This window comes from Acinetobacter sp. WCHA55 (assembly GCF_002165305.2).
In the GTDB taxonomy this organism is placed as follows: domain Bacteria; phylum Pseudomonadota; class Gammaproteobacteria; order Pseudomonadales; family Moraxellaceae; genus Acinetobacter.
In genome coordinates, this window is record NZ_CP032286.1 from 1,701,925 (window position 1) to 1,728,026 (window position 26,102).

Sequence of the window (26,102 nt, forward strand, 5' to 3'; positions counted from 1 at the left end):
TCACTAAAATGTTATAACATAACAATACATATCTAAACTACCCTCCTTTATGATGAATAAATTCTCTCTTTTTTCCTCAAGCATATATTTAAGCCTGCTGAGTTCTTTCACTTGGGCCGAAACTTCAACAGAAGTACTCCAGACTATCCAATTACAAGCCGAAACTGAGGGTGAAAACCTTCAACTAAGCACCGCAATGACTAAGTTTTCACATGACATTTTAGACGTGCCATTTAGTCGAAGTGTGTTATCCAAAGCATTAATTCAGCAACAAGATGTGCAACGTATTGATGATGCATTAACACAAGTGAGCGGGGTCTATAGTCAAACCAATTATGGTGGTGGCTTTTGGGACAATTTTTCATTTAGAGGTTTTAGTACAGACCCCAATATTGGGGCACAAATTATAAGAAATGGTCTGAGTGTCAACCGTGGGCTCAGTGCTCCCCGAGATATGGTGAATATTGAATCACTCGACTTTTTAAAAGGCCCTATGGCTGCACTCTATGGCCGTGGGGAAGCTGGCGGTTTACTCAATATCAACACCAAAAAACCGCAGTGGGAAAGCTCTTCAGAAGTTAATTTACGTGTTAACAGTTTAGAAAAATACCGTGCTAGTTTTGAGCATACTGCTCCAATCAGTGATGCTGTGGCTTATCGTATTGCGGTAGCACATGAAGATAATCAAAGTTTTCGTGATCATGTACACAGTGAGCGTTGGTTTTTCTCCCCTCAGCTCACATGGAAAATTTCAGATTCGACCAAATTGGACTTTGACAGCGAATTTACCCGACAAGATGGAACTTTTGATCGTGGTGTGAGCAGTTATCAAAAACAATTTGTGATGGACCCAAAAACATTTACAGGCGAACCTGATGATGGCGATCATATTCAAAAGGATCATTTTTATCAGCTTCGACTTGCGCATCAATTTAATGATGACTGGAAAATGAATAATGCACTCAGCGTAAAAGATACTCAACTCAAAGGCTTTTCCAGTGAACCTCGTCGTATTCAGAGTGATGGACGGACATTAGAACGTCAGCGTCGCTATCGTGACAATAAAAGTGATGACGTTCTCTTTCAAACGGAGCTGCTTGGGAAAATCCAACAAGGCTGGGCACGCCATGAAGTACTTTTGAGCACTGAACTTGGGCAAATGAAATATCGTCAATTACAACTGCGTCGAAATCACAGCAGTAGCGTGCCAAATCGCATTGATATCTATGATCCTGTTTATGGACAATACTTACCCGAGCTTCCACTTTTCATTAACACCGAAGAACAGCAACGCTATTTTGCACTGAATCTACAAGATCAAATTTTTCTGAATGATCAATGGAGTGTGCTGTTTGGTGTACGCTTTGATCACATCACCCAAGACTTTCAAAATAAACTTGCAGGCATATCCAGTAAAAAAGATTTACAACAAACCAGTCCACGCTTGGGTTTAAACTATCGACTGAATGATCGTTGGTCATGGTATGCCAACTATGGAGAATCCTTTGCGCTCAACAGTGGTATGGACCGAAATGGCGATGTTTTTTACCCTGAAAAAGGCAAAAGCTATGAGATTGGTGGGAAATATCGGATTACCCCACAGAGTTTGCTGAGCTTAGCTCTTTTTAAAATGGATAAAGAAAATGTACTGACCACCGATCCAGCAGATAGTAACTATCAAATTACCGCTGGAGAAGTCTCAAGTAAGGGGCTAGAACTCGATCTAGAGACACAGCTCAATGATCAATTCTCTATACGTGCCAATTATAGCTACACAGACGCCCAAGTGGAAAAAGACCAGAGCCTCGCTCAAGGTTCGAGGTTGAGTAATGTGCCAAGACATAGTGGTTCTGTGAGTAGTAACTACGAATGGGACCTTGCCAATGCAGACAAAGTTGGAGTTGGCGCAACGGCAGTCTATGTGGGTAAACGTAGTGGACACAGCACAGATAATGGCTTCAACTTACCTGAATATACGTTACTCAACTTAAACGCTTACTATGCCCCATCAGATCAGCTACGTTATCAGCTCAATGTGCATAATCTTTTAGATGAAACTTACTATGTCGCAAGCTATAGCGATATGTGGATTCAACCAGGCGATCCTTTAAATGCATCGCTCTCGGTGCAATGGAAGTTTTAAGAGCCAAAACCAGACATGAGCTATGCTAGATCATGTCTGGTTTCTCAGTCATTTTTATAGATTTAGGGCCAAATAAATTGATTCACTAAGCTGTAAAACCACCATCTACAGCATACTCAGCGCCAGTCACAAAACTGGCTTCATCTGATGCTAAAAATGCAACGACCGAAGCAACATCATCAGGTTGACCAAAATGCCCCAAAGACTTAAAGAGTGAACCTGCTGGTATTGTGCGAATCACAGCAGCTCGTTATGCCTATCTAAGTGTTTTACAGCCCTATTTAGGTGAGTTCTATCAACGATACCCACGTATTCAACTTGAAATTGCGATTAACGATGGAACGGTCAACGTTTCAAAAGAGGGCTATGATCTGGGTATTCGCTTTGGTAATAAAATTGAAGAACATGTGGTAGCACGTCAAATTTTACCCAAACAAACTCAAGGATTATTCGCATCAAAACATTATCTTGAACAGCATGGAGTTCCGCAAAAACCTGTAGATTTAAAACAACATCAGTTAATCGGCTATCGTTTTACAACAGCAAATACGCTTTCTCCATTGCTTTTACAAGAAGATGGAAAAGAAATTAGTGTTGAAATGCCTGTCTCTTTCGTTGCTAATGATATAGAAGTCAATATGGATGCAATTCGGCAAGGAATCGGTATAGGTCGAATTTTTTTAATAAATTTAAAACAACAGCCTGATCAAGAAAACTTTATTCCTGTGCTCAAGCCATACTGGAGAACATTCCCTCCTGTTTATCTCTACTATTTACAAAATAGTCAAAAGTCTAAACGTGTAAGGACGCTCATTGATTTTTTACTGGAAAAAATACCGCTTAAAAAACCACTCTCCTTATCTGTGCTTTCGATTTTTCATTATTTAAGTGTTCAACTAAGCTTCACTTTCAGATTCGGCATAGTATGTATTGAGTAGTCGGTGTGCATTTTCTTCGCAGCTTAAGTCTTGGGGCTTATTTTGTATCGAATCAATCAGGATCAGTAAGTTCTTTTTATTTTCAGCCAACATTTTTTGCATTTTCACAATTTCTTGTACTTTGTCCTTCAAGGTCTGAATCAATTTGCCATGATTCCAGTTAGCAATATTTGCAGGGATCAACGATTTGATCTCTTCTAAGGAAAAGCCAACTTGTTGTGCCTGCCTGATCAAATACAATTGTTTTAAATCTTCTTCTGAATATTGACGGTAACCATTCGATAAACGCTTAGGTTTAGGCAGTAACTGGATTTGCTCATAATAACGAATTGTAGGTGTACTCAACCCACTCAGTTTCGACAACTCACTAATATTCATACGAAATACCCTCTTTATATTCAAGTGAACTTAAAGCCTGTGATATGCAAAAATCAATCATATTTAAGCATGCGGTAGAGAGTATTGAAAAATACCAGTGAGTTTATTCACGGACTGATATTTCTCACGATGATGACTTTTAAACTCTCTTCTACTCAGAACATAAGCTGCTATTTTATGCAATGTGACGTTATCTCTCTTAGATTTATACCGAAGCTTTTGCACGGCGCTGCATACGATGACGATATTGCTTAGTACGTTTGCTCATTGCAAGTTGCTGTAAAATCAATGCCCAAAATGGTGATACTTTAGGATTTGGTTTCTTACCTTGACTCAATTTACGTAACTGAAACTTTACAGTTGACATGTTGGCAACCGAAGCGAGTGCTTTGTTTTCCCACTCTATTGGTTTGAGTTCAGGCGCAAGATTCTGACCTGCTTTCCATGCATTAGGTAAATTTGGCTCTAACGCAAGCGCAGTCCCAATCCCCACCATTTCTACACCACTTTGTACGACTTGCTCAGCCACTGGCTGACGACGAATTCCCCCTGTGACCATAATCGGCATTCGAGCGATTTTACGGATTTCTGTAGCAAATTCTAAAAAGTAAGCTTCACGTGCAAGCGTTCTTCCATCACGGGCTTGGCCTTGCATTGCAGGGGCCTCGTAACTACCACCTGAAAGTTCAACCAAATCTACAGCAAGCTCATTCAACATTTCAACCACTTGCTTGGCATCGTCTGCACTAAAGCCACCACGCTGAAAGTCGGCCGAGTTAAGTTTTACCGCAACTGCAAATTGATCAGACACAACTGCACGTACCGCTTTCACAATTTCGAGTAAAATTCGAGCACGGTTTTCCAGTGAACCACCCCACTGATCTTGGCGCTGGTTACTGAGTGGTGATAGAAATTGACTGACCAAATAGCCATGTGCAGCATGAATTTCTACACCCGTAAAACCTGCCTGCTCAGCCAATTGTGCTGTACGTGCAAAACGCTGAATGACTTCTTCAATCATCACTTTTGTCATTTCAACTGGTGTTGCAAACTTATCCGACATTTTGCCTAGATCTAAAGCTACAGCAGAAGGAGCCCAAGTGTCTTGCCCCATATTCGACTGCATCTGACGTCCAGGATGATTAATTTGCAACCAAAATTGAGCACCTTTAGCACGTCCAATATTTGCCCATTTTTTAAACAAATCAAGATGTTCGGTATCTTCAAGCACCACCCCGCCAGGTCCTGTCATTGCCCGACTATCAATCATGACATTTCCTGTAATGATCAAACCGACACCACCCTCTGCCCAAGTATGATAAAGATTAAATAAATCTTGTGATGGTGCTTGCTCTAAAGTTGCCATGTTCTCTTCCATTGCAGCTTTAGCAAGGCGGTTTGGAATCGTTGTCCCATTGGGTAGGGTTAATGCATCAAATATGTTCATCATGATCACCTCTTTTGATCTGATAACTACTTTAAGATTAAAGTTAACTTTAATGTCAAGCGATTTTTTTTATACGCGATCAAAATAAAAATGAGCAATCTTTAGGTCATCCATAGTTAAAGTAGATTTTGCTCTAAGTGCTAAATTTTTAGATTAGCTTTGCATAATGATCTAGAATTCAAAGTCAATAGTTTCAGGATCACGGTCAGCATTTCCTAAAAATATCTAAATATACGTTTAATCGCTCATTTTTATGTGCACAGCCATGTTATTTATTACATTTTGATGGGTAACGAATGTCTAAGAATGTAATCCCTCCGTGTCTTACTGACATCATTGGCCTCTGCTTAAAGCAGTACTTAAGATCCAGCATATCTATTGTTAATGACATAGCATACTGTCAGAAAAAAGAAAGGTTATATTGAAATGTCAGCATGTGAAAATCTTTTCTAATGCTGTGATTCATGTAAAAGGTTGCGAATAAATAGCAATTTTATGTCTGTAAATATTTACACCTTTCCCGACTTGACATTCAAGTTCACTTAAAGCTTATAGTATTTATAGCAAACACAGGTGTACTACCGACCTTAAGCATGATTCCATGAGGAGTTTCTCCATGACGGCAATAAAAAACAAAAAATATGATTTGGTGGTATTTGGTGCAACCAGCTTTGTTGGACAAATTTTAACAACTTACCTAAGCGACTACCTCTCAATGCAAGGTGAGTCAGGTGAACAAATTCAGTGGGCAATCGCTGGCCGGTCATCAAGTAAACTGAATGCGTTAAAAAATAAGCTTGGTGAAAAAGCACAAAATTTGGACATTATGATTGCAGATGTCAATGACAGTGACGCAATTCACAAGCTGTGTGAACAAACCCGTGTGGTTGTTTCAACCGTAGGTCCTTATGCACTTTACGGTGAACCGATGATCAAGGCCTGTGTTGAAACAGGTACAGACTATTGTGACCTTACGGGCGAAACACAATGGATTAAAAAAATGATCGACAACTATCAAAGCCAAGCCGAAGACTCTAGTGCACGGATTGTACATTGTTGCGGTTTTGATTCAGTCCCTTCTGATATGGGCGTGTATTTTTTACAACAGTACGCACAGCAACTGTGGCACGCCCCAGCGACCAACGTCAAAATGCGAGTGAAAGTTTTAAAAGGCGGCGCTTCTGGCGGAACGGTGGCCAGTTTAATCAATGTCATACAAGAAGCCGCAGCTGATCCTGCACTACGCAAAGCTTTAGTGAACCCATACCTCCTTGTGCCACAAAATCATACGCTCAGTGCACGTCAACACTATGTAAAATCGGCTGAGTTTGACAGCGATTTTGATGCATGGATTGCCCCCTTTGTTATGTCTGCTGTTAATGAACGGGTTGTGCACCGTTCAAATGCACTTGCAAACAATGCCTATGGGGCAAACTTTAGCTATAACGAAGCCATGCTGACAGGCCAAGGTTGGAATGGTCGTGTCAAAGCTTATAGCTTGGTCGCAGGATTAGGTGCATTCATGCTTGCAGCGGTCACAAAGCCTGTCAGTAAATTGATGGAGCGCTATATGCTCCCAAAACCAGGCGAAGGCCCGACACCCGAGCAACAACGCTCTGGCCGTTTTGATTTACGATTTATTGGCAAGTCAGATGCAGGACAAAGTCTTCGAATCAAAGTCACAGGCGACCGTGATCCAGGTTATGGGTCAACAGGAAAAATGTTGGGGCAAGCAGCGTTAAGTTTGGTTTTGGATCATCATAACAATGGCGAGAAAACGGGACGAAATGGCGGTTTTTGGACCCCTGCAACGATGTTTGATGAGCGCTATATTGAACGCTTAAAACAGCATGCAGGTATTGGCTTTGAAGTGATTTAAGTCTTTATCGACTCATTGATAGAAAAAGATGTAAGGCGCATCATGTATTTTAAATACACAGGGTTATGTATTTAGTACTGATGATGATTGAAATGCAGACTACAAATAAAAAAGAATGAAGCAACACAGGCCTCATTCTTTTTTATTGAATCTTAAAAATATCTGTTTGAACATCATACAAAGTATTTTTTGTTGCGCCTTTGCATCGTGATGTTTAGCTTTGCTTTAGAACATATTCCCAAATAATGAATCCGAGAAAAAATCCAAGAAATGAATATAAAGTAATGATAAAGAATACAAACCACGCTTTATTTTTTTTTAGTAAAAAGTTCATTTCCAATACCTCAACGCTTTATCTATATTTGTTATTCTAAGGTTTAGGCTATAAATGGACAGATACAGTTCTTTATGAAAAAAATATAACAGACTATAACAGATTTGCCATTTTTAACTCCCAAATGCGATTAGGCTGATATCAAGTAGTATAAAAAAGCATGAGGGGTATATGTGCCTCCCCATGCTTCAGTTGATTAAAGAATTAAATTTCCGTTTCTTTTTTAGCATTCATCCAACGATACAACACTGGCAATAGTACCAAGGTCAATAACGTCGAAGAAATAATTCCACCAATTACCACGGTCGCCAGTGGACGTTGAACCTCTGCCCCTGTGCCCGTGGCAAGTGCCATGGGAACAAAACCTAAGGACGCCACACAAGCAGTCATTAAAACAGGTCTTAAGCGCAAAATCGCCCCCTGCCAAACAGCTTCATGTAAGTGGTATTGCCCTCTTAACTCTTTAATGAAGGTCAGCATGACCAAACCATTTAAGACGGCAACGCCAGACAAGGCAATGAAACCAATACCCGCCGACATCGACAAGGGAATGTCTCTTAACCATAAGAAAAGCACACCACCTGTTAAAGCAAATGGAACACCCGTGAACACCAGTAGGCTTTCTTTAATGTTATGGAAAACAGCCATCAGCAAAATAAAGATCGTCAATAATGCTAGTGGAATCACAATCTGCATTCGAGCCTGTGCCGAAGCCAGATTTTCAAACTGACCACCATATTCAATCCAATAGCCACTTGGTAGTGGATACTGCTTCAGTTGAGTTTGTACCTCTGTGACAAAAGAGCCCAAATCACGCCCTTCCACATTCGCAGTGACTATCACACGACGTTTGCCATTTTCACGGCTGACTTGGTTAATACCATCCATCATTTTTACCGTGGCAATATCGGTGAGTAAAATACTGCCGCCATTTGGAAGTTGTATTGGCAGTTGCGCAATCCCACTGACACTACGGTCTTGTTCACTGAGTCGAATCACAAAGTCAAAACGGCGGTCGCCCTGTAAAATTTCACCGACATTTTGCCCACCAATGCCTGCTGACACATAGTCTTGTATGGTTTTAACACTTAGGCCATATTGCGCTGCCAAGCTTTTATCAATTTCAACATTAAGCAAAGGTAAACCCGATGTTTGTTCAACTTTGACTGCGGTACTGCCTGAAACTTGTTGAATCAATTTACTGATTTTTTCAGCTTCCGCATTTAATACTTGCATGTCATCACCAAAGATTTTGACACCGACATCACTACGTACACCCGATATTAACTCATTAAAACGCAGTTCAATTGGCTGAGAAAACTCACTGTTGTTACCGGGCAATGTCGCTAAATACGCCTGCATACGGCTACGCAGTTCATCCAATGTTTCTTTCGGGTTTGGCCACGCATCACGGGGTTTCAACATGACATAACCATCTGAAATATTAGGCGGCATCACATCGGTCGCCACTTCTGCCGTACCTGTACGCGCAAAAATAGCGTGTATTTCAGGGAATTTTTTCAGAAGTAGCTTTTCCGTGTTTTCCTGAATACGAAGTGATTCTTCTAAACCTGTACTAGGGGAACGCAGTTGCTGTACAGCAAAGTCACCTTCACTCAGTTGCGGCGCAAATTCACTACCGATACGCGTTGCAAGTAAACCTGTTAATACCAATAAGCACAGTGCAAAGGTTAAAACCACCGCTTTGTACTGATAGGCACAGTCCAATACTCGCTGATATCGCTCTTTTAACGACAACATCCAACGGCTTTCAGTTTCTTTAATGTCACCTTTAACAAAAAGTGCAACAGCCGCAGGTACGAAGCTGATCGACAAAATAATGGCTGCAACGAGTGCAAGTACAACCGTCAAAGCCATTGGGTGGAACATTTTGGCTTCTACGCCAGTCAGTGCAAAAATCGGTAAATACACCACTAAAATAATCAGCTGACCAAAAATAAGTGGACGGCGAGCTTGGCGCGCTGCTAAAAATACTTCTTTAAAGCGTTCCGACTGAGTTAACGGTCGTTTGAGCAGTTGTTGTGCATGGGCTAAACGGCGAATACAGTTTTCAACAATTACCACTGCACCGTCGACAATAATCCCGAAATCCAATGCCCCTAAACTCATCAGGTTGGCACTGATGTTCTGTTGTGCCATACCCGTTAAAGTAAACAGCATAGACAGTGGAATCACACAGGCTGTAATTAACGCAGCACGAATATTACCCAAGAATAAAAAGAGGATCACAATCACCAAGATTGCGCCTTCAACCAAGTTCTTTTGCACCGTTTTAATGGCTTTTTCTACTAAAGTCGTGCGGTCATAAACTGTTTCGATTTTAACGCCTTGCGGTAAACTGCTTTGCACCTCTTGAATTTTGGCATCGACAGCTTTAGACACCGTTCGACTGTTTTCACCCATCATCATCATAGCGATGCCGAGTACAGTTTCTTCGCCATTATAGGTTGCGCCTCCTGTTCGGAGGTCATGATCAATTGAAACCTGCGCAATATCCGCAACACGGATCGGGTTCCCATTTGGGCTGGCAACTGTTGTATTTTCAATGTCTGCAAGACTGTTGAGTGTGCCAGGCACACGAACTGTGAGCTGCTGACCATTTTCCTCAATAAAGCCTGCCCCACGGTTTTCATTGTTTTCCTGTAAAGCGGTTTGCAGTTGGCTCAAGGAAATATTCAACTGCTGCATACGGTTTAAGTCAGGAGCAACCACGTAGGTTTTGTTAAACCCGCCAATACTGTTGACCTCTGCAACCCCTGCAACACGTTGCAATTGCGGACGAACGATCCAATCTTGGATCTCCCGCAAGTCCATCGCACTATAAGCTGTACCATCGGCTTTTTTGGCATTCGGTTCTGCTTTAATGACCCATTGATAAATTTCACCTAAACCTGTTGAAACTGGCGACATGGTTGGAGAAACATCACTGGGTAAATCCGCTTTGGCTTCTTGTACCCGCTGATTAATCTGCTGGCGTGCCCAATAGATGTCTGTACCATCCTTAAATACGATGGTGACTTGGGACAAACCATAGCGTGAAATCGAACGAGTCAGTTGTAAATCTGGAATACCCGCCATAGCCGTTTCAATTGGATAGGTAATCCGCTGTTCAACCTCCAGTGCGGTAAAACCATTGGCTTGGGTATTAATTTGTACTTGCGTATTGGTAATATCAGGCACTGCATCAATTGGTAGCTTTTGATAGCTGTATACCCCAACCGCAATCCACGTGCAGACAAAGAGCATGACCCAAATGGCATTTTGAATAGAGAACTGAATAATTCGTTCAAACAAGCCTTCAGGCTTGGGTAAATCATGATTAGTGTGCATGATCAGCCTCGCCTTTTTCGAGTTCAGATTTAAGAACAAAGCTGCCTTGGCTGACATAGCGTTGCCCTGCTTTTATGCCTGAAACGACTTCAATCCATTGACCATCATTTGACGCTTGTCCAAGTGCAACAGGCTGTGATTTCAAATGCACTTGCCCTTTTTGTTCAGCGTCGACTACAAATACGGACGTTTGACCCTCAATGTTTTGAATAGCACTTTTATGGACACGAAGCGCTGTTTTGGAACTGGTATTGTCTAAAAAGATATTCACCAAAACATTTGGACGTAATTCAGCCGCTTGGCTTTTTAATTTAGCGCGTACCACTAAGCGGCCCGTTTGAGCATCGGCCTGAGAGGTTAAGCTTTGGATGACAGCTTCATATTTTTGCTCAGAGGCATTCGGTTTGAACGTTACACTTTGATTGGTTTGTAATTGACTCGATAACTGTGCAGGCAGATTAAACTCAAGCCACAACTCTTTAAATTGTTCAATCACAAAAAGCTGATCGGCCAATTGTACGTTTTCACCCACCACGATATCTTTTTGGCTAATCACCCCTGAGATGGGCGCTTTAATGGCAAAACGACCATTTACACCACCTGTTGCCCCCAGTGCATTTAAACGACTTTGCACGGATTGCACAGTAATCTGCGCCTGTCGGTAAGCATTTTCTGCCCGTTGGTAGTCTTGTTTAGCTGAAATACCCTGTGACCATAACTGCTGTTCACGTTGATAATCTTGACGTGCCAAGTCCAAACTGGCTTGAGCCATCCGTAAATTGGCTTGTTGATCAATCAGTTCAGGTACGGACAGTACTGCTAAAGTTTGTCCTTTTTGTACGTTTTGACCAAGCTCCACGTTCACCTGCTCCACATGTCCACCAAAGTTTGGCGAAATATGGGCTTGCTGATCGGTATTCACCACAAGCTTTCCAGGCAGAACCGTGACTTGAGACACCACGCCTTGTTGAGCCGAAGCGATCTGAATGCCTTGCTCTGTCAGTTGCTGCGCTGTCAGTTGAATTTCACCTTCCTCGGCATGTCCTTTTTCGCCCTCGGGCTCATCCGCATGTTCAGATTCTTCATGTTCCCCATGCTCATGTTCATCGGTGGTTTTATCTTTCGAGCTAAACCAAATCCCTAAAGCGATGAGGAGTGTAATGAGGAGCAAAAGCCCAATCATCAATGGCTGTGATATTTTTCCAAATTGATTTTTAAGTTGCATATTATTGTGCTCCGCCAAGGATGAGGTCTTGTATTTGTGCGATTGAGTTTTTACTAATTTGGCTATAAGCATCTGAACTACTGATCTGTTCATAGCTAGTGCCGAGGCTAAGCGCTTCTGCGGTCAATGCGGTCTGCCATGCTTGACGCAATAACTGTAACTGCCCAAGACGTATGCTTTGTAGTTGCGAGTTGGCTTGTTGAATGTCGGTAATAGACAGCTTTCCGGCTTTGAAACCTTGTAATGTACGTACTTGTACTTGTTCTGCCAAAGTTGTTTGTTGACTGATTGCACCGAACTGCTGTTTTAGTCCTTTGAGCTCATGCATGGCATTGGCGATATCTAAAATTTGCTGTTTTAACTCACGCTGTTGCTGCTGATTCAACAAGCTTTGCTGACGCTGTGCCATCGGAATGCTGTATTGCTGACGGTTAAAGATATTCAGCGGAATATCCACACCAACACCTAATGTGGTATCGCTATTTTCATTCGGTGCTTGACTCCGTTTCATGCCGACATTTAAGGTCGGATTGGGACGGGCCAGCACTTTTAAACTTTCAATGTTTAAATTGGACTGTTGAATATTCAGGGCATACAGCTTTTCCAACCAACCTTCCGCAATATAGCGCTGTACCGTGACTTCGCTTTGATCTGGCCATGGCATCGAGGTCGCATTGAGTTGAATATCAGCTTTGGTTTCGCCCCAAAGGTTTGAGAGTTGACGCTGTGCCACTTGTTCTGCCAGTATTGCTTGTTGATATAAACGTTGCATATCTAAACTTTCAATTTGCGCACGTTCATAGTCAACCAAAGCAATACTGCCCGCCTGATAGCGCTTTTTGGCACTGTCTAAATTGTTTTGACTCACTTTCAGCTGTGCGGCATATAGCGATTTTTCAACTTGTGCCAAAGCCAACTGCGACCATGCAAACTTCACCACCAATTGACTTTGTGCTGTCCACAGTTGTTGCTGTAATTGGCCTTGTTGGTGTGCTGTTTCTGCGAGTTTTTGATTGAGCTTACGCTGTCCAAAAACATCTAAAGGTTGGCTAATGGCAATACTGAGTTCACGATCGGTATTTGAACCAAAACCATCTTGATTGATATTTAAGCTAGGGTTTTGCCATAAACCACTGTTTTTGATGTTCAGCTCTGAAATGCTTTGACGCTGTTGCCCAATTTCACTTTGGTTCTGATAACGCTCTACTTTTGCCAAAGCCTCATCCAAAGTCTTGACTGGTTCGGCAAAACTCCATTGCATCGCAGCTGTTGTTATGCCTACAGCAAGGGCTTGGCGTATAAACGCCTTCAATTGATTCGACATGCTTTTTCCCACTAATTTTTAGAAGAAGTGGTGGGAAATATTTTAGGCTACCCCACCATTAGCGGGGAAAGTTCAGGAGGCGGATGTTGCCCCAGTAAATCAGGGGCTTGATAGGCATTATGCCAAAAAAATTGTGGCGGTTCTTTTATCTCAAGCGCGAGCGGCAGTTGATAGTTTTTCTCTTTCGGAATAATCAAATGTGCCATTGAAGGCAAATGATCTTGATGGTCTTCACCCAATTCAAACTGATCATTTGCCGTTTGAGTATGGTCATCAATACTACTTTGTTGATGTGCTTTCGCATCCGATACACACAAAGTGGATTGATGATGCCCAAAATGAAAATTTTGTTGCGTCACGACTTGAGTTTTTTGTTCTTCATGGACGCAAAAAGCTGCCGCCACGTTCCAAAGACTTTGGAACATGAATAAAGCAACTAAGACGCTAATCCACGTGGTAGAACGCATAATGTCGTACTGAAAAAAAGTGATGCTATTGTAAAGCCTAGACTAAGTCTAAGGTCAAGCCTTTTTTAATGACTATGTTCATGTTGGTGTGGATGGCATTCATCATCTTCGATTTGCAAAGTCACTTGGGTAATGCCGTGCTCATGCCCTAATAACTCTACAGCTTGGTGGTATAAAGCTCTCTGATCTACATCAGGTGCAATCAAATGCGCGGTTAAATGCACATTTTTAGAGGTAATGGCCCAAACTTTAAGTTGGTGAATCCCTTTTACACCGTCTAAAGCCAGCAAGTCATTACGTAGAGATTCGATATCAATTTCACTTGGAACACCTTCGAGCAAAATATTGATACTTTGTTTCAGTAGCACCCAAGTTCGAGGTAAGACCCAAAAGCCGATCAACACCGCAATAACGGTATCTACCCACATCCAACCCGTGAAATAAATCACCAATGCGCCTATGATCACACCCACAGAGCCCAAGGCGTCACTCAGCACCTCAAGATAAGCCCCTTTCACATTTAAGCTGTCTTGACTGCTCGACACCAAAATTTTCATTGAAATTAGGTTAATGATTAAACCCAAAACAGCAACGACCAGCATGCCCATACTTTGGATTTCGGGTGGCTGACTAAAACGCTGATAAGCTTCATATAAAATGTAAATGGCCACCACAAACAACATCATGGCATTAAACAAAGCTGCCAAGATTTCAAACCGTTGATAGCCAAAGGTGCGTTTATCATCGGCAGGTTTTTGTCCAATTTTGATGGCGGCTAAGGCAATCGCCAAAGCAGCAGCATCAGTAAACATGTGCGCCGCATCGGACAGTAAGGCTAAACTTTGTGTGATAAATCCAGCAATAACCTCAACAATTAAAAATGTCGTGGTCAAGGCAAGTGCAAGCGTTAATTTCTTAGCATTTTTTGCAGTCACTTCAACATGGCTATGATCATGGTTATGAGAACCGCTCATGTAGGACTCCTTATCATTTTAATGGATGCAATGCTTTAGCATTGAAATCGACGCTTTTTTGATTTAAAAAATACTCGATTTAGCATACTCGGTTAAAACAATAAAATCATCCTTCAAGTTTGCCAGTCTTTATTTTTGACGCTTTTTCCCAGTCAAAAAGTTCATCGCTTGTGTATAACCTGTCGGTGTAATGCGTTGTACCAGATCCATAATTTTGGCATCTGTCCCAATTAAGACACGGCGATCGTCTTTTTTTACAGCCTTTAAAATGGCCTGTGCAGCAACATCTGGCGGAGTTTTAAGCATTTTATTGAAGGAACGGCTGGCACGCTCTGGGTTCATACCTAGCGCACGAATACTGTCACTCATTCGAGCACTATTGGCGATATTGGTTCGTATACCACCTGGGTGAACACAAGTCGCACTGACACCACAGTTTTCTAGGTCTAGTTCTTGACGTAGTGCTTCGGTAAAACCACGAACAGCAAATTTTGTCGCATTATAGGCACTCTGGGTAGGCTGTGCAGTGAGTCCAAATAAGCTTGAAATATTCACAATATGCCCAGCACCACTTTTCTTTAAGTAGGGTAAAAAAGCTTTGGTTCCATACACCACACCCCAAAAATTGATTTTAAAGATCCACTCGGCATCTTCATAGCTCAAGCCTTCAACAGTACTGGCTAAGGCAACACCTGCATTATTAAAAACTAAATTGATCTGGCCAAAGTCTTGTTCACATTGTTTGGCCCAATCCTCTACTGCCTTACGGTCTGAAACATCAAGTTTTGTGAGCGTGACTGAAACAGGATAATCTTTGACCTGGTTTAATGTTTCTGCCAAACCTTGCTCATTGAGATCACTGAGTGCCAAATGTGTGCCTTGTTTAGCCAGTTGAATCGCCAACTGCTGCCCAATTCCTGAACCTGCGCCTGTGATCGCAGCCACTTTATTTTCAAAATTTTTCATAATGCTCTCTAAATATCGTTTTAAATCTAAACGCCATGCTGAAGGGGCAAGTACTTTGTTTGCGTAGACAAGGTCTATTGTAGTTAAGGTACAAAAATTACAGTCATGAATGAAATGATCATTTCTAATGATTCAGTATGTATAAAATTCATGAGTGGTATTTTAAATATAAGATCATTTTTATTTTCTTTGTATTTTCAAGTACTAGGACTCTAAAAACTAAAGCAAGATACTGAGATCTGCATACTGTCCCACAGGCTTTAGACTATAACAGCCCTGAGAAATTCTGCATCGTCTGTTATGTTTTTTTAATCTTGTTTTTGTATCTGTTTCATCAGTCCTTTACTTTACATAATGTGCTCATCACCTCAGTTGAGTGCAGTAACCATGAAAGATCTAGACTCAAAAAAACCAGCAAAATATGCAGATAGTTCAATTTCAGATAAAGCATTTAAAAATATGATTATCTGGTTTGCAATTTACTGTGGGCTTTTTTGTATAGGTGTAGTTTTCTTTGTCGGTGCAGATCGAAATTACCTTCTTCAGTAAGAATCTGAAATTTTCTGCACTAATATCAATACCTAACTTCGGACCTCAAAATTAAACTCCACGAGAAAACACACTTTAGAGATTAAACCTAGACATGGGTTTAATCTCTATTTTTTTGAGCTGAATACTCTTAAAACGGCAGTTAAATTATATTTTGAATGGTTGATGTCATTACAAATGAATGACAGATGCTGTATAAAAATCAGACTTCAAGCCCAAATCACTAAAAATGCAGCAATCACCACCAATACAATACCGAGATGTTCAGCACGTGCTAACTTTTCTTTAAAGAAGTAAGCTGAAATCAACATACTAAAAATAATCTCAACCTGCCCCAAGGTTTTTACAATGGGCACGGACTGCATGCTCATGGCACTAAACCAACCCAGTGACGCCAAAAAACTACATAAACTGACACGAAATGTAAGTCCAATACGCTGCCACATGGCCCATAATGTTACACGGCGAAATATACCCAAATACATTAAAAGTAAAAAGCACTGAGTCCCAATCACCATTAAAAGCACCCAAGCCGCACGGTGAATAAACGGTAAATTATCTAGTTCTAAACTTGCCTCACGTACCAAGAGCGAAGTAATGGCAAAACATAAACCACTACCGATACCTATACATAAAGTTGGTACGGAAAAATCAGAAAAGTCACGCCCCTTAGACATTAAAAATACCGCAAAGCCTCCTACAGCGACCCCAAACCAGCCCAAAAGACTTAAATGATCGGATAAAAAGACCACGGCGATAATTGCGGCAAGTACTGCCTCACTTTTAGCAAGCCCCACTCCAATTGCATAATTTTTTTGCTTAAAAAGTTGCACCATTAGTGCTGTTGCTGCAATTTGGCTTAACGCAGCAATAAGCACATAAATAGCAAAACGGAGATTGAAATGGACTGAATCTGTCACAGGTTGAACATGGTAAAGACAACTGATGTAAATCAGTGCTAAAGGTAAAGCAAAGATGAACCGCGCTAGAGTCACTCCATAAACATCTACAGTGGCACTAAGTTGCTTTTGAAAAGCGTTGCGCCAAGCCTGCATAAAAGCAGCCATAAGCGTAAAAAGAATCCATGTTATTGTCATCAAGTACTCTATATACAGTTACTTACCTCACATAATGTAACCCGTTGATGGCAATACATGTGCTTTATTTTCATGACTTATTCTTATGTGACAAATAACTTAAGTTCTGATGAAACTTCTACTATTCCACTACATGGGCAAAGTCTCCTTAAAAGTGAGTATGGAGCAAATTGGACAGCAAAACATAAAAACCGAAGGGGTTATCCTTCGGTTTCTGTGTGAAATTTCACTTCGATCTATACAAATCAAAGCGAAAACGGGCTATCGTCTCAAACATTAGAAGTTATAAATCGCAACCAAATTCACACGGTTGTCTTCACCTTTCTTACTACCATTTGCAGCAGGTGCAAACGCTTCACGCTCACCGTAGACATACTCGACACCAAGGCTAACAGGCTGAACTGGGCTATAGAATAAATTCCCCCATGCTTGCCATAAGTTTTTATTGATTTTGGTATCATCCGCTACAGCATCAAGGTAGTCCTGATTTTTATCAAAAGTCATATAACCATAAGCCAATGTGCCGCGTAATTTGTCATTAAACTTTTGTGTTAGACCCACAGTAATTGAGTCAAACTCACTTTGTTCAATACTTGTGCCTGTTGCAACTACGCCAGGGTTCGTAAAGGATACAAAGCTACTATCACCTTTGACATGGTAGTAGTCAGCTTTCACAGAGGTTACTGGGGTGATGTCAAATTTAGCACCAACACCTACGCCATACGCCCATTCTTCCTGATTTTGAATACGTTTCTCATGCGCCATTGCACGTCCACTAACTGAAAGTGCATCATTGAATTTATGATTTAGTCGTCCTGTAAATGCAGGCATACGTTGGCTTATGCTGGCATCTTTCGGGTCTTCCACTGCCGCGACTAAGTTGGTATTTGGCGTGAATTTATGGGTATAACGCACTTGAGGAGTACGTTTAATTGAAGCCCCCACATATGCCAAAGCATCAATCGTTTCAGGGATGTAGTCTGGAGTTGCAAAGTTTGACCAAGTTTGACCAATTAACCAGTTACCATAGTTTAAATACGCATGACGAATACGTAAATTATCAAGGTTTGCGCCACCTAAAAAGTCGACCTCAATTTTGGCATTTAAGTTCTGATCGGCGACTGGCGCTTTAAAGTCCAAGCCTAATCTCGTTGCTGAAAGGGTTGATCTTAAACGATCGCTATTTTCAGCATTACCTTCTAAAGGCACGCTATTGATTTGGTTATAGGGCATATCACGAGCACCACCTTCAGCTTGATACGATGCATCCATTCGAACATTACCGTATAAGTTGAACTCTGCCCCACCTTTGGTTAAACCCAAACCCGTTTTTTCAACCGTTTTTGGCGTCGTCAACACTTGACGTTCAACAGCGCTCAATTGAACAGCTTGCTGCTGTTGTTGCTGGGTATTCTGTTGAAGCATTTGTTTTAACGCATTAATTTCATTTCTAAGTTGCTCAATCTCTGCCGTCGTATTGGTTTGTGCGTGTAATGCTGCACTACTTAACATGGATAAAGTGACAACTAAAACGTTCTTCTTAAATTGTTTCATTTAACACGGGTCCTGTGTATTTAAGTCTGTCCTGACTTTTACGCTTTAATATTTAGCTCTCTTTTTCATCGCTGTTTTCTAACGCAATGCATTTCTTTTAATACTTTAAAATGAAACTTTTTATCGCATTAAAAATCGCGTTAAAAAACAACTTATAAAAAGCAAATTGATTTTAACAGTTCATAAAGTTTTTGAAATGAGCCTACTACTAATGCACTAGACTCATGGGTTCAGTATTCTTTAATTTGCTGTGGGTTTAACTACATCAAACGATTGTTTTGATTTGGTTTTTTCGCCATCTACGGATACTTTCAAGTTGACCATAAACACGGCCAAAGCCGCAATCACACCAGGTATCGCAATCACGAGAAAATTCATTTGATGTGGCAACTCAAAAGTTAACAATGTACCTGTCAGTACAGGCCCAACTATTGCACCAATGCGTCCAATGCCTGAAGCCCAACCCATACCTGTAGAGCGCACCGCAGCTGGATAGAACTGTGCAACAAAGGTATACAGTAGGATTTGTGAACCAATGGTTGCAGCGCCTGCAATTGCAATTAAACCGTACAGCACCATTTGTGGACTGTTGAAACCAAGTAGAATCAGTGCAATAGCACCCACAGTGAACATGGTTGTTAAAACTGGTTTTAAGTGGAAACGGTCTGCGAGCGCACCACCGCCAATCGCGCCAACCATACCACCAATATTTAAAGCAAATAAGAAAATCATACTTGCACCAAGCGAATAACCTGCTTGAATCATCAGTTTTGGTAACCAGCTTCCAAGTGCATAGACCATGAGCAGGCACATAAAGAATGCCACCCAAAACATCATGGTGCTAAAGGTACGACCTTGTTGGAACAATGCTTTTAATGGAGCATCATCACCAGCAACAGGTTCATTAAGTTTAAATGTCGTTTCAGGCTGAATCGCTTGCTCAGGTGCAATTTTTTGCACAATTTCACGGACTTTTTCAGTTTCGCCTTTTTTAGTCAGGAACATTAAAGACTCAGGTAAAAACTTCCAAAGAATCGGTAAAGCCAGAAATGGAATGATGGCGATATAGAACATGATTTTCCAACCATAGTCCGTCACTAACCATGCACCCAGTAAGGCTGACGTCATGCCACCAATGGCATAACCACTGAACATAACCGCCACGAGTGTGCTACGAATACGCTTCGGAGCATATTCCGTCATGAGTGCGACCACGTTTGGCATTACTCCGCCAATGCCAAGTCCCGCAAGAAAACGTAAAATACCAAACTCAATAGGATTGCTTGCAAATGCGCCTAGAAAGGTGAAGCCACTAAAAATAGCCACACAAATCATAATGGTCTTTTTGCGGCCCAATTTGTCAGACAACGTACCAAAGCTCATTGCACCGAACATCATGCCAAACAATGCTGTACTCGCAAGTAAACCTGCTTGTACTGCACTGAGTCCCCACTCTTGCATCAGAAGTGGCAATGCCACGCCATAGATGACTAAATCATAACCGTCAAAAATAATAATCAGTAGACACCAAATGAGTACACTCCAATGAAAGGGTGTAAATTTGGCTTCATCGACCACCGTGTTGATGTTAACTGGATTTGTATTCACTTTAAGCCTCCTGCTTGCGAATGTTTGTTGCTGTGCACATTGCAGCAAAAGTAGCTTTCTTGTCCAAAACCGAATAACTCTATATTTATACCTTTAAGGTCGGTTAAGGCTTTTATTGTTTTAAATAAATAGCTTATATAACCCATGATGACAGTAAGAGACAGAAAATAAGCAAAACCAAGCGAAAATGATTATAAAAAAAGCCATCCACAAGGATGGCTATAATGGCTCATTTTAAAATGTAGACTTTAAAAGTATCGTGGAATTTAAATCCCCAAGTTTAGATAAATGCACGGTCATATTTGATCGCTTCAAGGTCATAGACCTGATAAATACAATCGAATAATGAACGAATGTCCTCGCTTTCATCCATGGAACGAATAGCCAAAAATATGGGGCTAGTCGCTGCATCATCTAAAATTGGAATATAGTTCAAATGCGGCAGTTGAATGGTTCGTGCACTTTCTGGAACCACACAAATTCCTTCTCCAGCGGCAACCAACCCCAGTGCCAACTGTATTTCACGAACTTCTTTTAAGTGTTTAGGTTCCAGTCCATATTCTGAAAACAGTCCTTGGACTTGAGTAGAAAAGTTTGGCTTGGGGTGACTCGGATAAAGAAATAAGTTCTGATCGACCAAGTCCGACAGGTATACACCTTGTTTTTGCGCCGTCAAAGGATGACTAGAATGTGCTGCTAACATTAACGGTTCTTCACGCAGTAAAACCCGACGCACAGCAGGATCTGAAATACGTAAGCGTCCAAAACCAACATCAATCCGCCCTTCTTTTAATGCTTGAATTTGGTCTTTGGTACTCATTTCAATCAATTCAATTTTTAAATGCGGCTGCTGTTGGCGAAATAAATACACAATTTTAGGCAATAACCCATATAACAACGAACCCACAAAGCCCATCGTTACCGTTTTTTCAACCAAGCCTACACGCTGTGTCATAGCTTTGACTTCTTCAGCATTAGACAAAAGTTTAACCGCATGTTGATAGAAGAATTGTCCTGCTTCTGTGGTCTTGAGTGGGCGGCTGCCACGTTCAAATAATTGCACGCCTAATTCAGCTTCCAGATTCTGTATCTGGCGGCTAAGCGGGGGCTGTGCTATGAATAATTTTTCAGCAGCTTTGGTAAAGCTCTGCTCTTCTACAACAGCTACATAGTAGCGGAGGTGTCTCAATTCCATGACCCTTAATACCTTTAAGATATATTAAAATGCTAATTTGATCTTCGACAGTTCATATTTATTCTTTTAAGGTATATCACATCAGGTACACAACGCAAGGCTGCGCAGAGTTAAGATGTATAAATCTATAGAAACCTTACTCGTCGAAATCCCCACTATTCGCCCACACAAAATGGCGGTAGCGACTATGCAAACGCAAACGCTTGTATTGGTGAAAATTAGCACTGAAGATGGCTTTGTCGGCTGGGGTGAAGCAACAACGATTGGTGGACTGGGCTACGGTGAAGAAAGCCCTGAAAGTATTAAGACCAATATTGAAACTTATTTTTCCCCTTTATTGAAGTCTCTTAATGCTCCAAATATCGCACAAACTATGCGTGCTTTGAAAAAAAACATTAATGGTAACCGTTTTGCCAAATGTGCAATTCAAACGGCTCTACTCGACATCCAAGCGCAACGTTTAGATTTACCCCTATCTGAAGTGTTGGGTGGTCGTTTACGTGACAGCTTACCTGTACTTTGGGTATTGGCATCTGGTGATACTGAAAAAGATATTGCTGAAGGCCGGAAAATGATTGAGGCGAAACGCCACAATGTTTTCAAGCTTAAAATCGGTTCACGCCGTGTGGAAGAAGATGTTGAACATGTTCTTGCGATTAAACAAGCACTGGGTTCAGACATTTCCATTCGTGTTGATGTGAACCGTGCATGGTCTGAGTTAGATGCGATTAAAGGCATTCAACTGCTACAAAATGGTGGTGTTGACCTGATTGAACAACCCTGTGCAATCGACAACATTGATGCAATGCAGCGTTTAACACGACGTTTTGATCTTGCCATCATGGCAGATGAATCGCTCATGGGGCCGAGCTCAGCCTACCGTTTAGCCAAAACCAATGCAGCCTCTGTTTTTGCAGTCAAAGTGGCGCAGTCCGGTGGACTAATCGAAGGTCATGAAGTGGCGAAAATTGCCAACTTAGCAGGAATCGACCTATACGGCGGCACCATGCTTGAAGGTGCGGTCGGCACGATTGCTTCGGCACATTTGTTTTCGACCTTTGAAAATTTAGCTTATGGCACCGAACTATTCGGCCCACTGCTGTTAACCCAAGACATTTTAAAAACCCCACTTCAATACACTGACTTCGCCTTACATCTACCCCAAGGCAAAGGACTCGGTATTGAGTTAGATGAAAACAAGATTGATCAGCTGCGCCGCGCTTAAGCGACGTCTTAACCGTTTAGGAGTTATACATGCTTTTTCACGTACGTATGGATGTAAACATTCCACTGGATATGCCTGCTGAAACTGCCAGTGAAATTAAAGCAGTCGAAAAAGCATATTCGCAAGAGCTACAAGCTCAGGGCAAATGGCGACATATTTGGCGCATTACAGGTCAGTACTCAAACATCAGCATTTTTGATGTAGACAGCAATGAAGAGCTACACAACATTTTGCAAGGTTTACCCTTGTACCCGTATATGAACATTGAAGTGATGCCTTTAAACCGACATCCCTCTTCTATTCGCGAAGATGATCGCTAATTTAAAAAGATTTAATGCAGTTTAATCACTAGAAACTGATGAATGATCTAGTGAAAGAAATTAACAAGGAGCGTGCCAGCTAGCTTTTCAACCTATTCATAAAGCCAGCCACCACACAGCAAACATACTTAAGGAGCAATAGTATGAATCGTCAACAGATTGATGCACTAGTCAAAACAATGAATGTGGATACAGCAACAGGCCCTGTAGACGCACGTACTCAACAAATTGTAGTTCGCCTATTGGGTGACTTATTCCAAGCAATTGAAGACTTAGATTTGAGTCAAACTGAAGTTTGGAAAGGCCTAGAATACTTTACGGATGCAGGCCAAGCCAACGAACTCGGGTTACTTGCAGCGGGGCTTGGCCTTGAGCACTACCTCGACTTACGTGCAGACGAAGCCGATGCCAAAGCAGGCATTACAGGCGGAACACCACGTACCATCGAAGGTCCTTTATATGTAGCTGGCGCACCTGAATCAGTTGGTTTTGCACGTATGGATGATGGTTCTGAAGAAGGCAAAATTCCGACCTTGATTATTGAAGGGACTGTGACCGACACGAATGGTCAGATTATTGAAGGTGCAAAAGTTGAAGTTTGGCATGCCAATAGCTTAGGTAATTACTCTTTCTTCGATAAGTCCCAATCAGACTTCAATCTACGTCGTTCAATCATTAGCGATCAAGATGGTAAATACATTGCGCTCACCACGATGCCTGTCGGTTACGGTTGCCCACCAGAAGGGACAACTCAATTTGTATTGAACAAGTTAGGCCGTCACGGTAACCGCCCTTCGCACGTACATTACTTTGTATCTGCGCCAGGCTACCGCAAGTTAACCACCCAATTCAACATTGAGGGTGACCAATACCTGTGGGATGACTTTGCATTTGCAACCCGTGAAGGCTTAGTGGCTACCGCTGTCGATATTACCGATGAGGCTGAAATTGCGCGCCGTGGTTTAACAGGTCCATTCAAACACATTCAATTCAATGTTGAACTGGTGAAAGACCAAGCGGCTGCACCATCAACTGAAGTTGAGCGTCGTCGCGCTAGCGCTTAATTACCCTTGGAACCGAAATAGCCACTGCAAAGTTGCATTTCGGGGACTTCCTCACTTTTGGAAAGTCGGAGAACGGACATGCCACGTATCCCAGTTATTAATACTAGCCATCTCGATCGTATCGACGAATTACTTGTCGACAACTTTGAAACAGGCGAATTCAAACTTCATCGTTCAGTTTTTACTGATCAAGCCCTTTTTGACCTAGAAATGAAGTATATCTTCGAGGGTAACTGGGTTTACTTGGCACACGAAAGCCAAATTCCAAATAACAACGACTATTACACGACGTATATTGGCCGTCAGCCTATTCTGATTGCACGTAACCGTAATGGTGAACTCAATGCCATGATCAATGCCTGTTCACACCGTGGTGCACAGCTTTGTCGTAATAAACGTGGCAATAAAGCAACCTATACTTGCCCTTTCCACGGTTGGACATTTAACAACTCTGGCAAACTTTTAAAAGTTAAAGACCCAGCAGACGCCGGTTATTCAGACTGTTTTAACCACGAAGGTTCACACGATCTGAAAAAAGTCGCACGTTTCGGCAACTACAAAGGTTTCTTGTTCGGTAGCTTAAATCCAGACGTACCCTCTTTAGAAGAATACTTAGGCGAAACCAGTAAGATCATTGACATGATTGTGGATCAGTCTGAGCAAGGTCTCGAAGTTTTACGTGGTGCGTCTACCTACACTTATGAAGGCAACTGGAAACTGACTGCGGAAAATGGCGCAGATGGTTATCACGTTTCTGCGGTGCACTGGAACTATGCAGCGACCACTCAACAGCGTAAAGAAAAACAAGCGGGTGACAACATCCGTGCCATGAGCGCAGGCGCTTGGGGTAAACAAGGCGGTGGCTCATACGGTTTTGACAATGGTCACATGCTGCTTTGGACACAATGGGCGAACCCAGAAGACCGTCCAAACTTCCCGAAAGCCGACGAATACTCTGAAAAATTTGGCGAAGCAATGTCGAAGTGGATGATTGAGCGTTCACGTAACTTATGTCTTTATCCAAACGTCTATTTGATGGATCAGTTCGGTTCACAAATTCGTGTACTCCGCCCGATTTCAGTCAATAAAACCGAAGTCACCATTTATTGTATCGCACCTGTGGGTGAAGACACGGAAGCGCGTACACGCCGTATTCGCCAATATGAAGACTTCTTCAATGCCTCAGGCATGGCTACACCAGATGATTTGGAAGAATTCCGTGCATGCCAAGCAGGCTACGCAGGCATTGAACTGGAATGGAATGATATGTGCCGCGGTTCAAAACACTGGATTCAGGGCCCAGATGATGCTGCCAATGAAATTGGTCTAAAGCCAAAACTTTCAGGTGTCAAAACTGAAGATGAAGGCCTCTATCTTGCACAGCACCAACACTGGTTAGACATGATGAAAATTGCCATTGCGAATGAAAAAGCACTGGCTGTTGAAACTGCAAATGAACAAGGAGAAGTTGTATGAATGCTCCTACAACACTCAATACCGTTAGCATCGAACAAGTTAGTCAGTTTCTGTATCAAGAAGCACGTTTTTTAGATGATGAACAATGGGACGATTGGCTTGCATGTTATGCCCCTTCTGCATCATTTTGGATGCCTGCATGGGATGACGACGATACCCTGACTACAGACCCGCAGTCTGAAATTTCACTGATTTACTACCCAGACCGTCAAGGTTTAGAAGACCGTGTGTTCCGTATTAAAACTGAACGCTCCTCTGCGACCATGCCAGACACGCGTACTTGTCACAATGTGAACAATATCGAAGTAATTGAGCGTGATGGCGACAAAGTTACCGTCCGTTTTAACTGGAATACGCTGAGTTTTCGCTACAAAACCAGTTATAGCTACTTTGGTATGTCGCGTTATGAAATCGACTTTTCAGGTGAAAAACCACAAATTTTAAGTAAATACGTGGTACTGAAAAACGATTATATCAATCAAGTAATTGATATTTATCACCTCTAAGTTAGCCACACATCCTGAGTATGCTTTCAGCCAAATGGAGTTTTGGCTGAAAGTTCCAAGTTTCAAAGTTTTTAAAGGATAT

At 41.8% G+C, this 26,102-nt stretch carries 22 protein-coding genes and 1 pseudogene; 9 read left to right on the forward strand and 14 right to left on the reverse strand.

Annotated elements, in window-relative coordinates; translation table 11 throughout:
* Positions 1-49: 49 nt before the first annotated feature.
* A complete protein-coding gene (locus CDG62_RS11095; protein ID WP_087527467.1) occupies positions 50-2,143 on the forward strand; it encodes a TonB-dependent receptor in 2,094 nt (697 codons plus the stop codon).
* Positions 2,144-2,228: 85 nt separating this feature from the next.
* On the opposite strand, the pseudogene CDG62_RS11100 reads toward CDG62_RS11095, so the two are convergent.
* Positions 2,229-2,345 (reverse strand): annotated as a pseudogene (locus CDG62_RS11100) (SDR family oxidoreductase); the annotation flags it as partial.
* A gap of 28 nt (positions 2,346-2,373) precedes the next feature.
* Here CDG62_RS11100 and CDG62_RS11105 point away from each other — a divergent pair.
* On the forward strand, positions 2,374-3,081 hold the full coding sequence (locus CDG62_RS11105; RefSeq protein ID WP_162904031.1) for a LysR substrate-binding domain-containing protein: 708 nt from the start codon (positions 2,374-2,376) through the stop codon (positions 3,079-3,081).
* Here CDG62_RS11105 and CDG62_RS11110 read toward each other — a convergent pair.
* Both CDG62_RS11110 and CDG62_RS11115 read right to left on the reverse strand, forming a co-directional pair.
* Positions 3,040-3,459, reverse strand: coding sequence for a MerR family transcriptional regulator (locus CDG62_RS11110; RefSeq protein ID WP_087527470.1), 420 nt, complete (start codon positions 3,457-3,459; stop codon positions 3,040-3,042). The two genes, CDG62_RS11105 and CDG62_RS11110, sit on opposite strands and share 42 nt — an antisense overlap.
* 205 nt (positions 3,460-3,664) lie before the next feature.
* A complete protein-coding gene (locus CDG62_RS11115; RefSeq protein ID WP_087527499.1) occupies positions 3,665-4,906 on the reverse strand; it encodes an NADH:flavin oxidoreductase/NADH oxidase family protein in 1,242 nt (413 codons plus the stop codon).
* A 625-nt stretch (positions 4,907-5,531) separates the two neighbouring features.
* On the opposite strand from CDG62_RS11115, the gene CDG62_RS11120 reads away from it, so the two are divergent.
* Positions 5,532-6,785 (forward strand): saccharopine dehydrogenase family protein, encoded by a 1,254-nt coding sequence (locus CDG62_RS11120; protein ID WP_416232142.1) that lies wholly within the window; start codon positions 5,532-5,534, stop codon positions 6,783-6,785.
* A 214-nt stretch (positions 6,786-6,999) separates the two neighbouring features.
* Here the strand turns inward: CDG62_RS11120 and CDG62_RS11125 are convergent, their stop codons facing one another.
* From CDG62_RS11125 to CDG62_RS11155, 7 genes are all read right to left on the reverse strand, one after another.
* On the reverse strand, positions 7,000-7,119 hold the full coding sequence (locus CDG62_RS11125) for a hypothetical protein (RefSeq protein ID WP_087527472.1): 120 nt from the start codon (positions 7,117-7,119) through the stop codon (positions 7,000-7,002).
* Between the two features lie 204 nt (positions 7,120-7,323).
* Positions 7,324-10,470 carry an efflux RND transporter permease subunit gene (locus tag CDG62_RS11130; RefSeq protein WP_087527473.1) on the reverse strand — a complete coding sequence of 1,049 codons (3,147 nt, stop codon included), beginning with the start codon at positions 10,468-10,470 and terminating at the stop codon, positions 7,324-7,326.
* Positions 10,460-11,695, reverse strand: a complete 1,236-nt coding sequence (locus CDG62_RS11135) for an efflux RND transporter periplasmic adaptor subunit (RefSeq protein WP_087527474.1) — start codon at positions 11,693-11,695, stop codon at positions 10,460-10,462. Before CDG62_RS11135 ends, CDG62_RS11130 begins: the two co-directional genes overlap by 11 nt.
* 1 nt (position 11,696) lies before the next feature.
* On the reverse strand, positions 11,697-13,019 hold the full coding sequence (locus tag CDG62_RS11140) for a TolC family protein (RefSeq protein WP_087527475.1): 1,323 nt from the start codon (positions 13,017-13,019) through the stop codon (positions 11,697-11,699).
* Positions 13,020-13,066: 47 nt separating this feature from the next.
* Positions 13,067-13,486, reverse strand: a complete 420-nt coding sequence (locus tag CDG62_RS11145) for a cation efflux protein, CzcI-like (RefSeq protein WP_087527476.1) — start codon at positions 13,484-13,486, stop codon at positions 13,067-13,069.
* 65 nt (positions 13,487-13,551) lie between these two features.
* Positions 13,552-14,460 carry a cation diffusion facilitator family transporter gene (locus CDG62_RS11150; RefSeq protein ID WP_087527477.1) on the reverse strand — a complete coding sequence of 303 codons (909 nt, stop codon included), beginning with the start codon at positions 14,458-14,460 and terminating at the stop codon, positions 13,552-13,554.
* 129 nt (positions 14,461-14,589) lie between these two features.
* Complete coding sequence (locus tag CDG62_RS11155) at positions 14,590-15,426, reverse strand: SDR family NAD(P)-dependent oxidoreductase (RefSeq protein WP_087527478.1); 837 nt, start codon at positions 15,424-15,426, stop codon at positions 14,590-14,592.
* 387 nt (positions 15,427-15,813) lie between these two features.
* Between CDG62_RS11155 and CDG62_RS19345 the strand changes: the two genes are divergently transcribed.
* Positions 15,814-15,975: a hypothetical protein gene (locus CDG62_RS19345; protein WP_162904032.1), complete on the forward strand. Its 162-nt coding sequence runs from the start codon at positions 15,814-15,816 to the stop codon at positions 15,973-15,975.
* Positions 15,976-16,184: 209 nt separating this feature from the next.
* Here CDG62_RS19345 and CDG62_RS11160 read toward each other — a convergent pair whose 3' ends face one another.
* From CDG62_RS11160 to CDG62_RS11175, 4 genes are all read right to left on the reverse strand, one after another.
* A complete protein-coding gene (locus CDG62_RS11160; RefSeq protein ID WP_087527479.1) occupies positions 16,185-17,072 on the reverse strand; it encodes a DMT family transporter in 888 nt (295 codons plus the stop codon).
* A 276-nt stretch (positions 17,073-17,348) separates the two neighbouring features.
* Complete coding sequence (locus CDG62_RS11165) at positions 17,349-18,626, reverse strand: DcaP family trimeric outer membrane transporter (RefSeq protein WP_087527480.1); 1,278 nt, start codon at positions 18,624-18,626, stop codon at positions 17,349-17,351.
* Positions 18,627-18,866: 240 nt separating this feature from the next.
* Positions 18,867-20,234, reverse strand: a complete 1,368-nt coding sequence (locus CDG62_RS11170; RefSeq protein WP_087527481.1) for an MFS transporter — start codon at positions 20,232-20,234, stop codon at positions 18,867-18,869.
* A 280-nt stretch (positions 20,235-20,514) separates the two neighbouring features.
* Complete coding sequence (locus CDG62_RS11175) at positions 20,515-21,429, reverse strand: LysR family transcriptional regulator (RefSeq protein WP_005399482.1); 915 nt, start codon at positions 21,427-21,429, stop codon at positions 20,515-20,517.
* Between the two features lie 115 nt (positions 21,430-21,544).
* On the opposite strand from CDG62_RS11175, the gene CDG62_RS11180 reads away from it, so the two are divergent.
* The 5 genes from CDG62_RS11180 to benB all read left to right on the forward strand — a co-directional run bounded on the left by CDG62_RS11180 (position 21,545) and on the right by benB (position 26,020).
* Complete coding sequence (locus CDG62_RS11180) at positions 21,545-22,654, forward strand: muconate/chloromuconate family cycloisomerase (RefSeq protein WP_087527482.1); 1,110 nt, start codon at positions 21,545-21,547, stop codon at positions 22,652-22,654.
* 29 nt (positions 22,655-22,683) lie between these two features.
* Entirely contained in the window at positions 22,684-22,974 is a 291-nt protein-coding gene (gene catC / locus CDG62_RS11185; protein WP_005399484.1) for a muconolactone Delta-isomerase, read from the forward strand.
* A gap of 143 nt (positions 22,975-23,117) precedes the next feature.
* Positions 23,118-24,038, forward strand: coding sequence for a catechol 1,2-dioxygenase (gene catA, locus CDG62_RS11190; RefSeq protein WP_087527483.1), 921 nt, complete (start codon positions 23,118-23,120; stop codon positions 24,036-24,038).
* A gap of 78 nt (positions 24,039-24,116) precedes the next feature.
* A complete protein-coding gene (gene benA, locus CDG62_RS11195; RefSeq protein WP_087527484.1) occupies positions 24,117-25,514 on the forward strand; it encodes a benzoate 1,2-dioxygenase large subunit in 1,398 nt (465 codons plus the stop codon).
* The gene (gene benB / locus CDG62_RS11200; RefSeq protein ID WP_087527485.1) at positions 25,511-26,020 is read left to right on the forward strand and encodes a benzoate 1,2-dioxygenase small subunit; all 510 of its coding nucleotides are present in this window, start codon (positions 25,511-25,513) and stop codon (positions 26,018-26,020) included. The genes benA and benB overlap by 4 nt, the downstream gene beginning before the upstream one ends.
* The last annotated feature ends 82 nt before the right edge of the window (positions 26,021-26,102 follow it).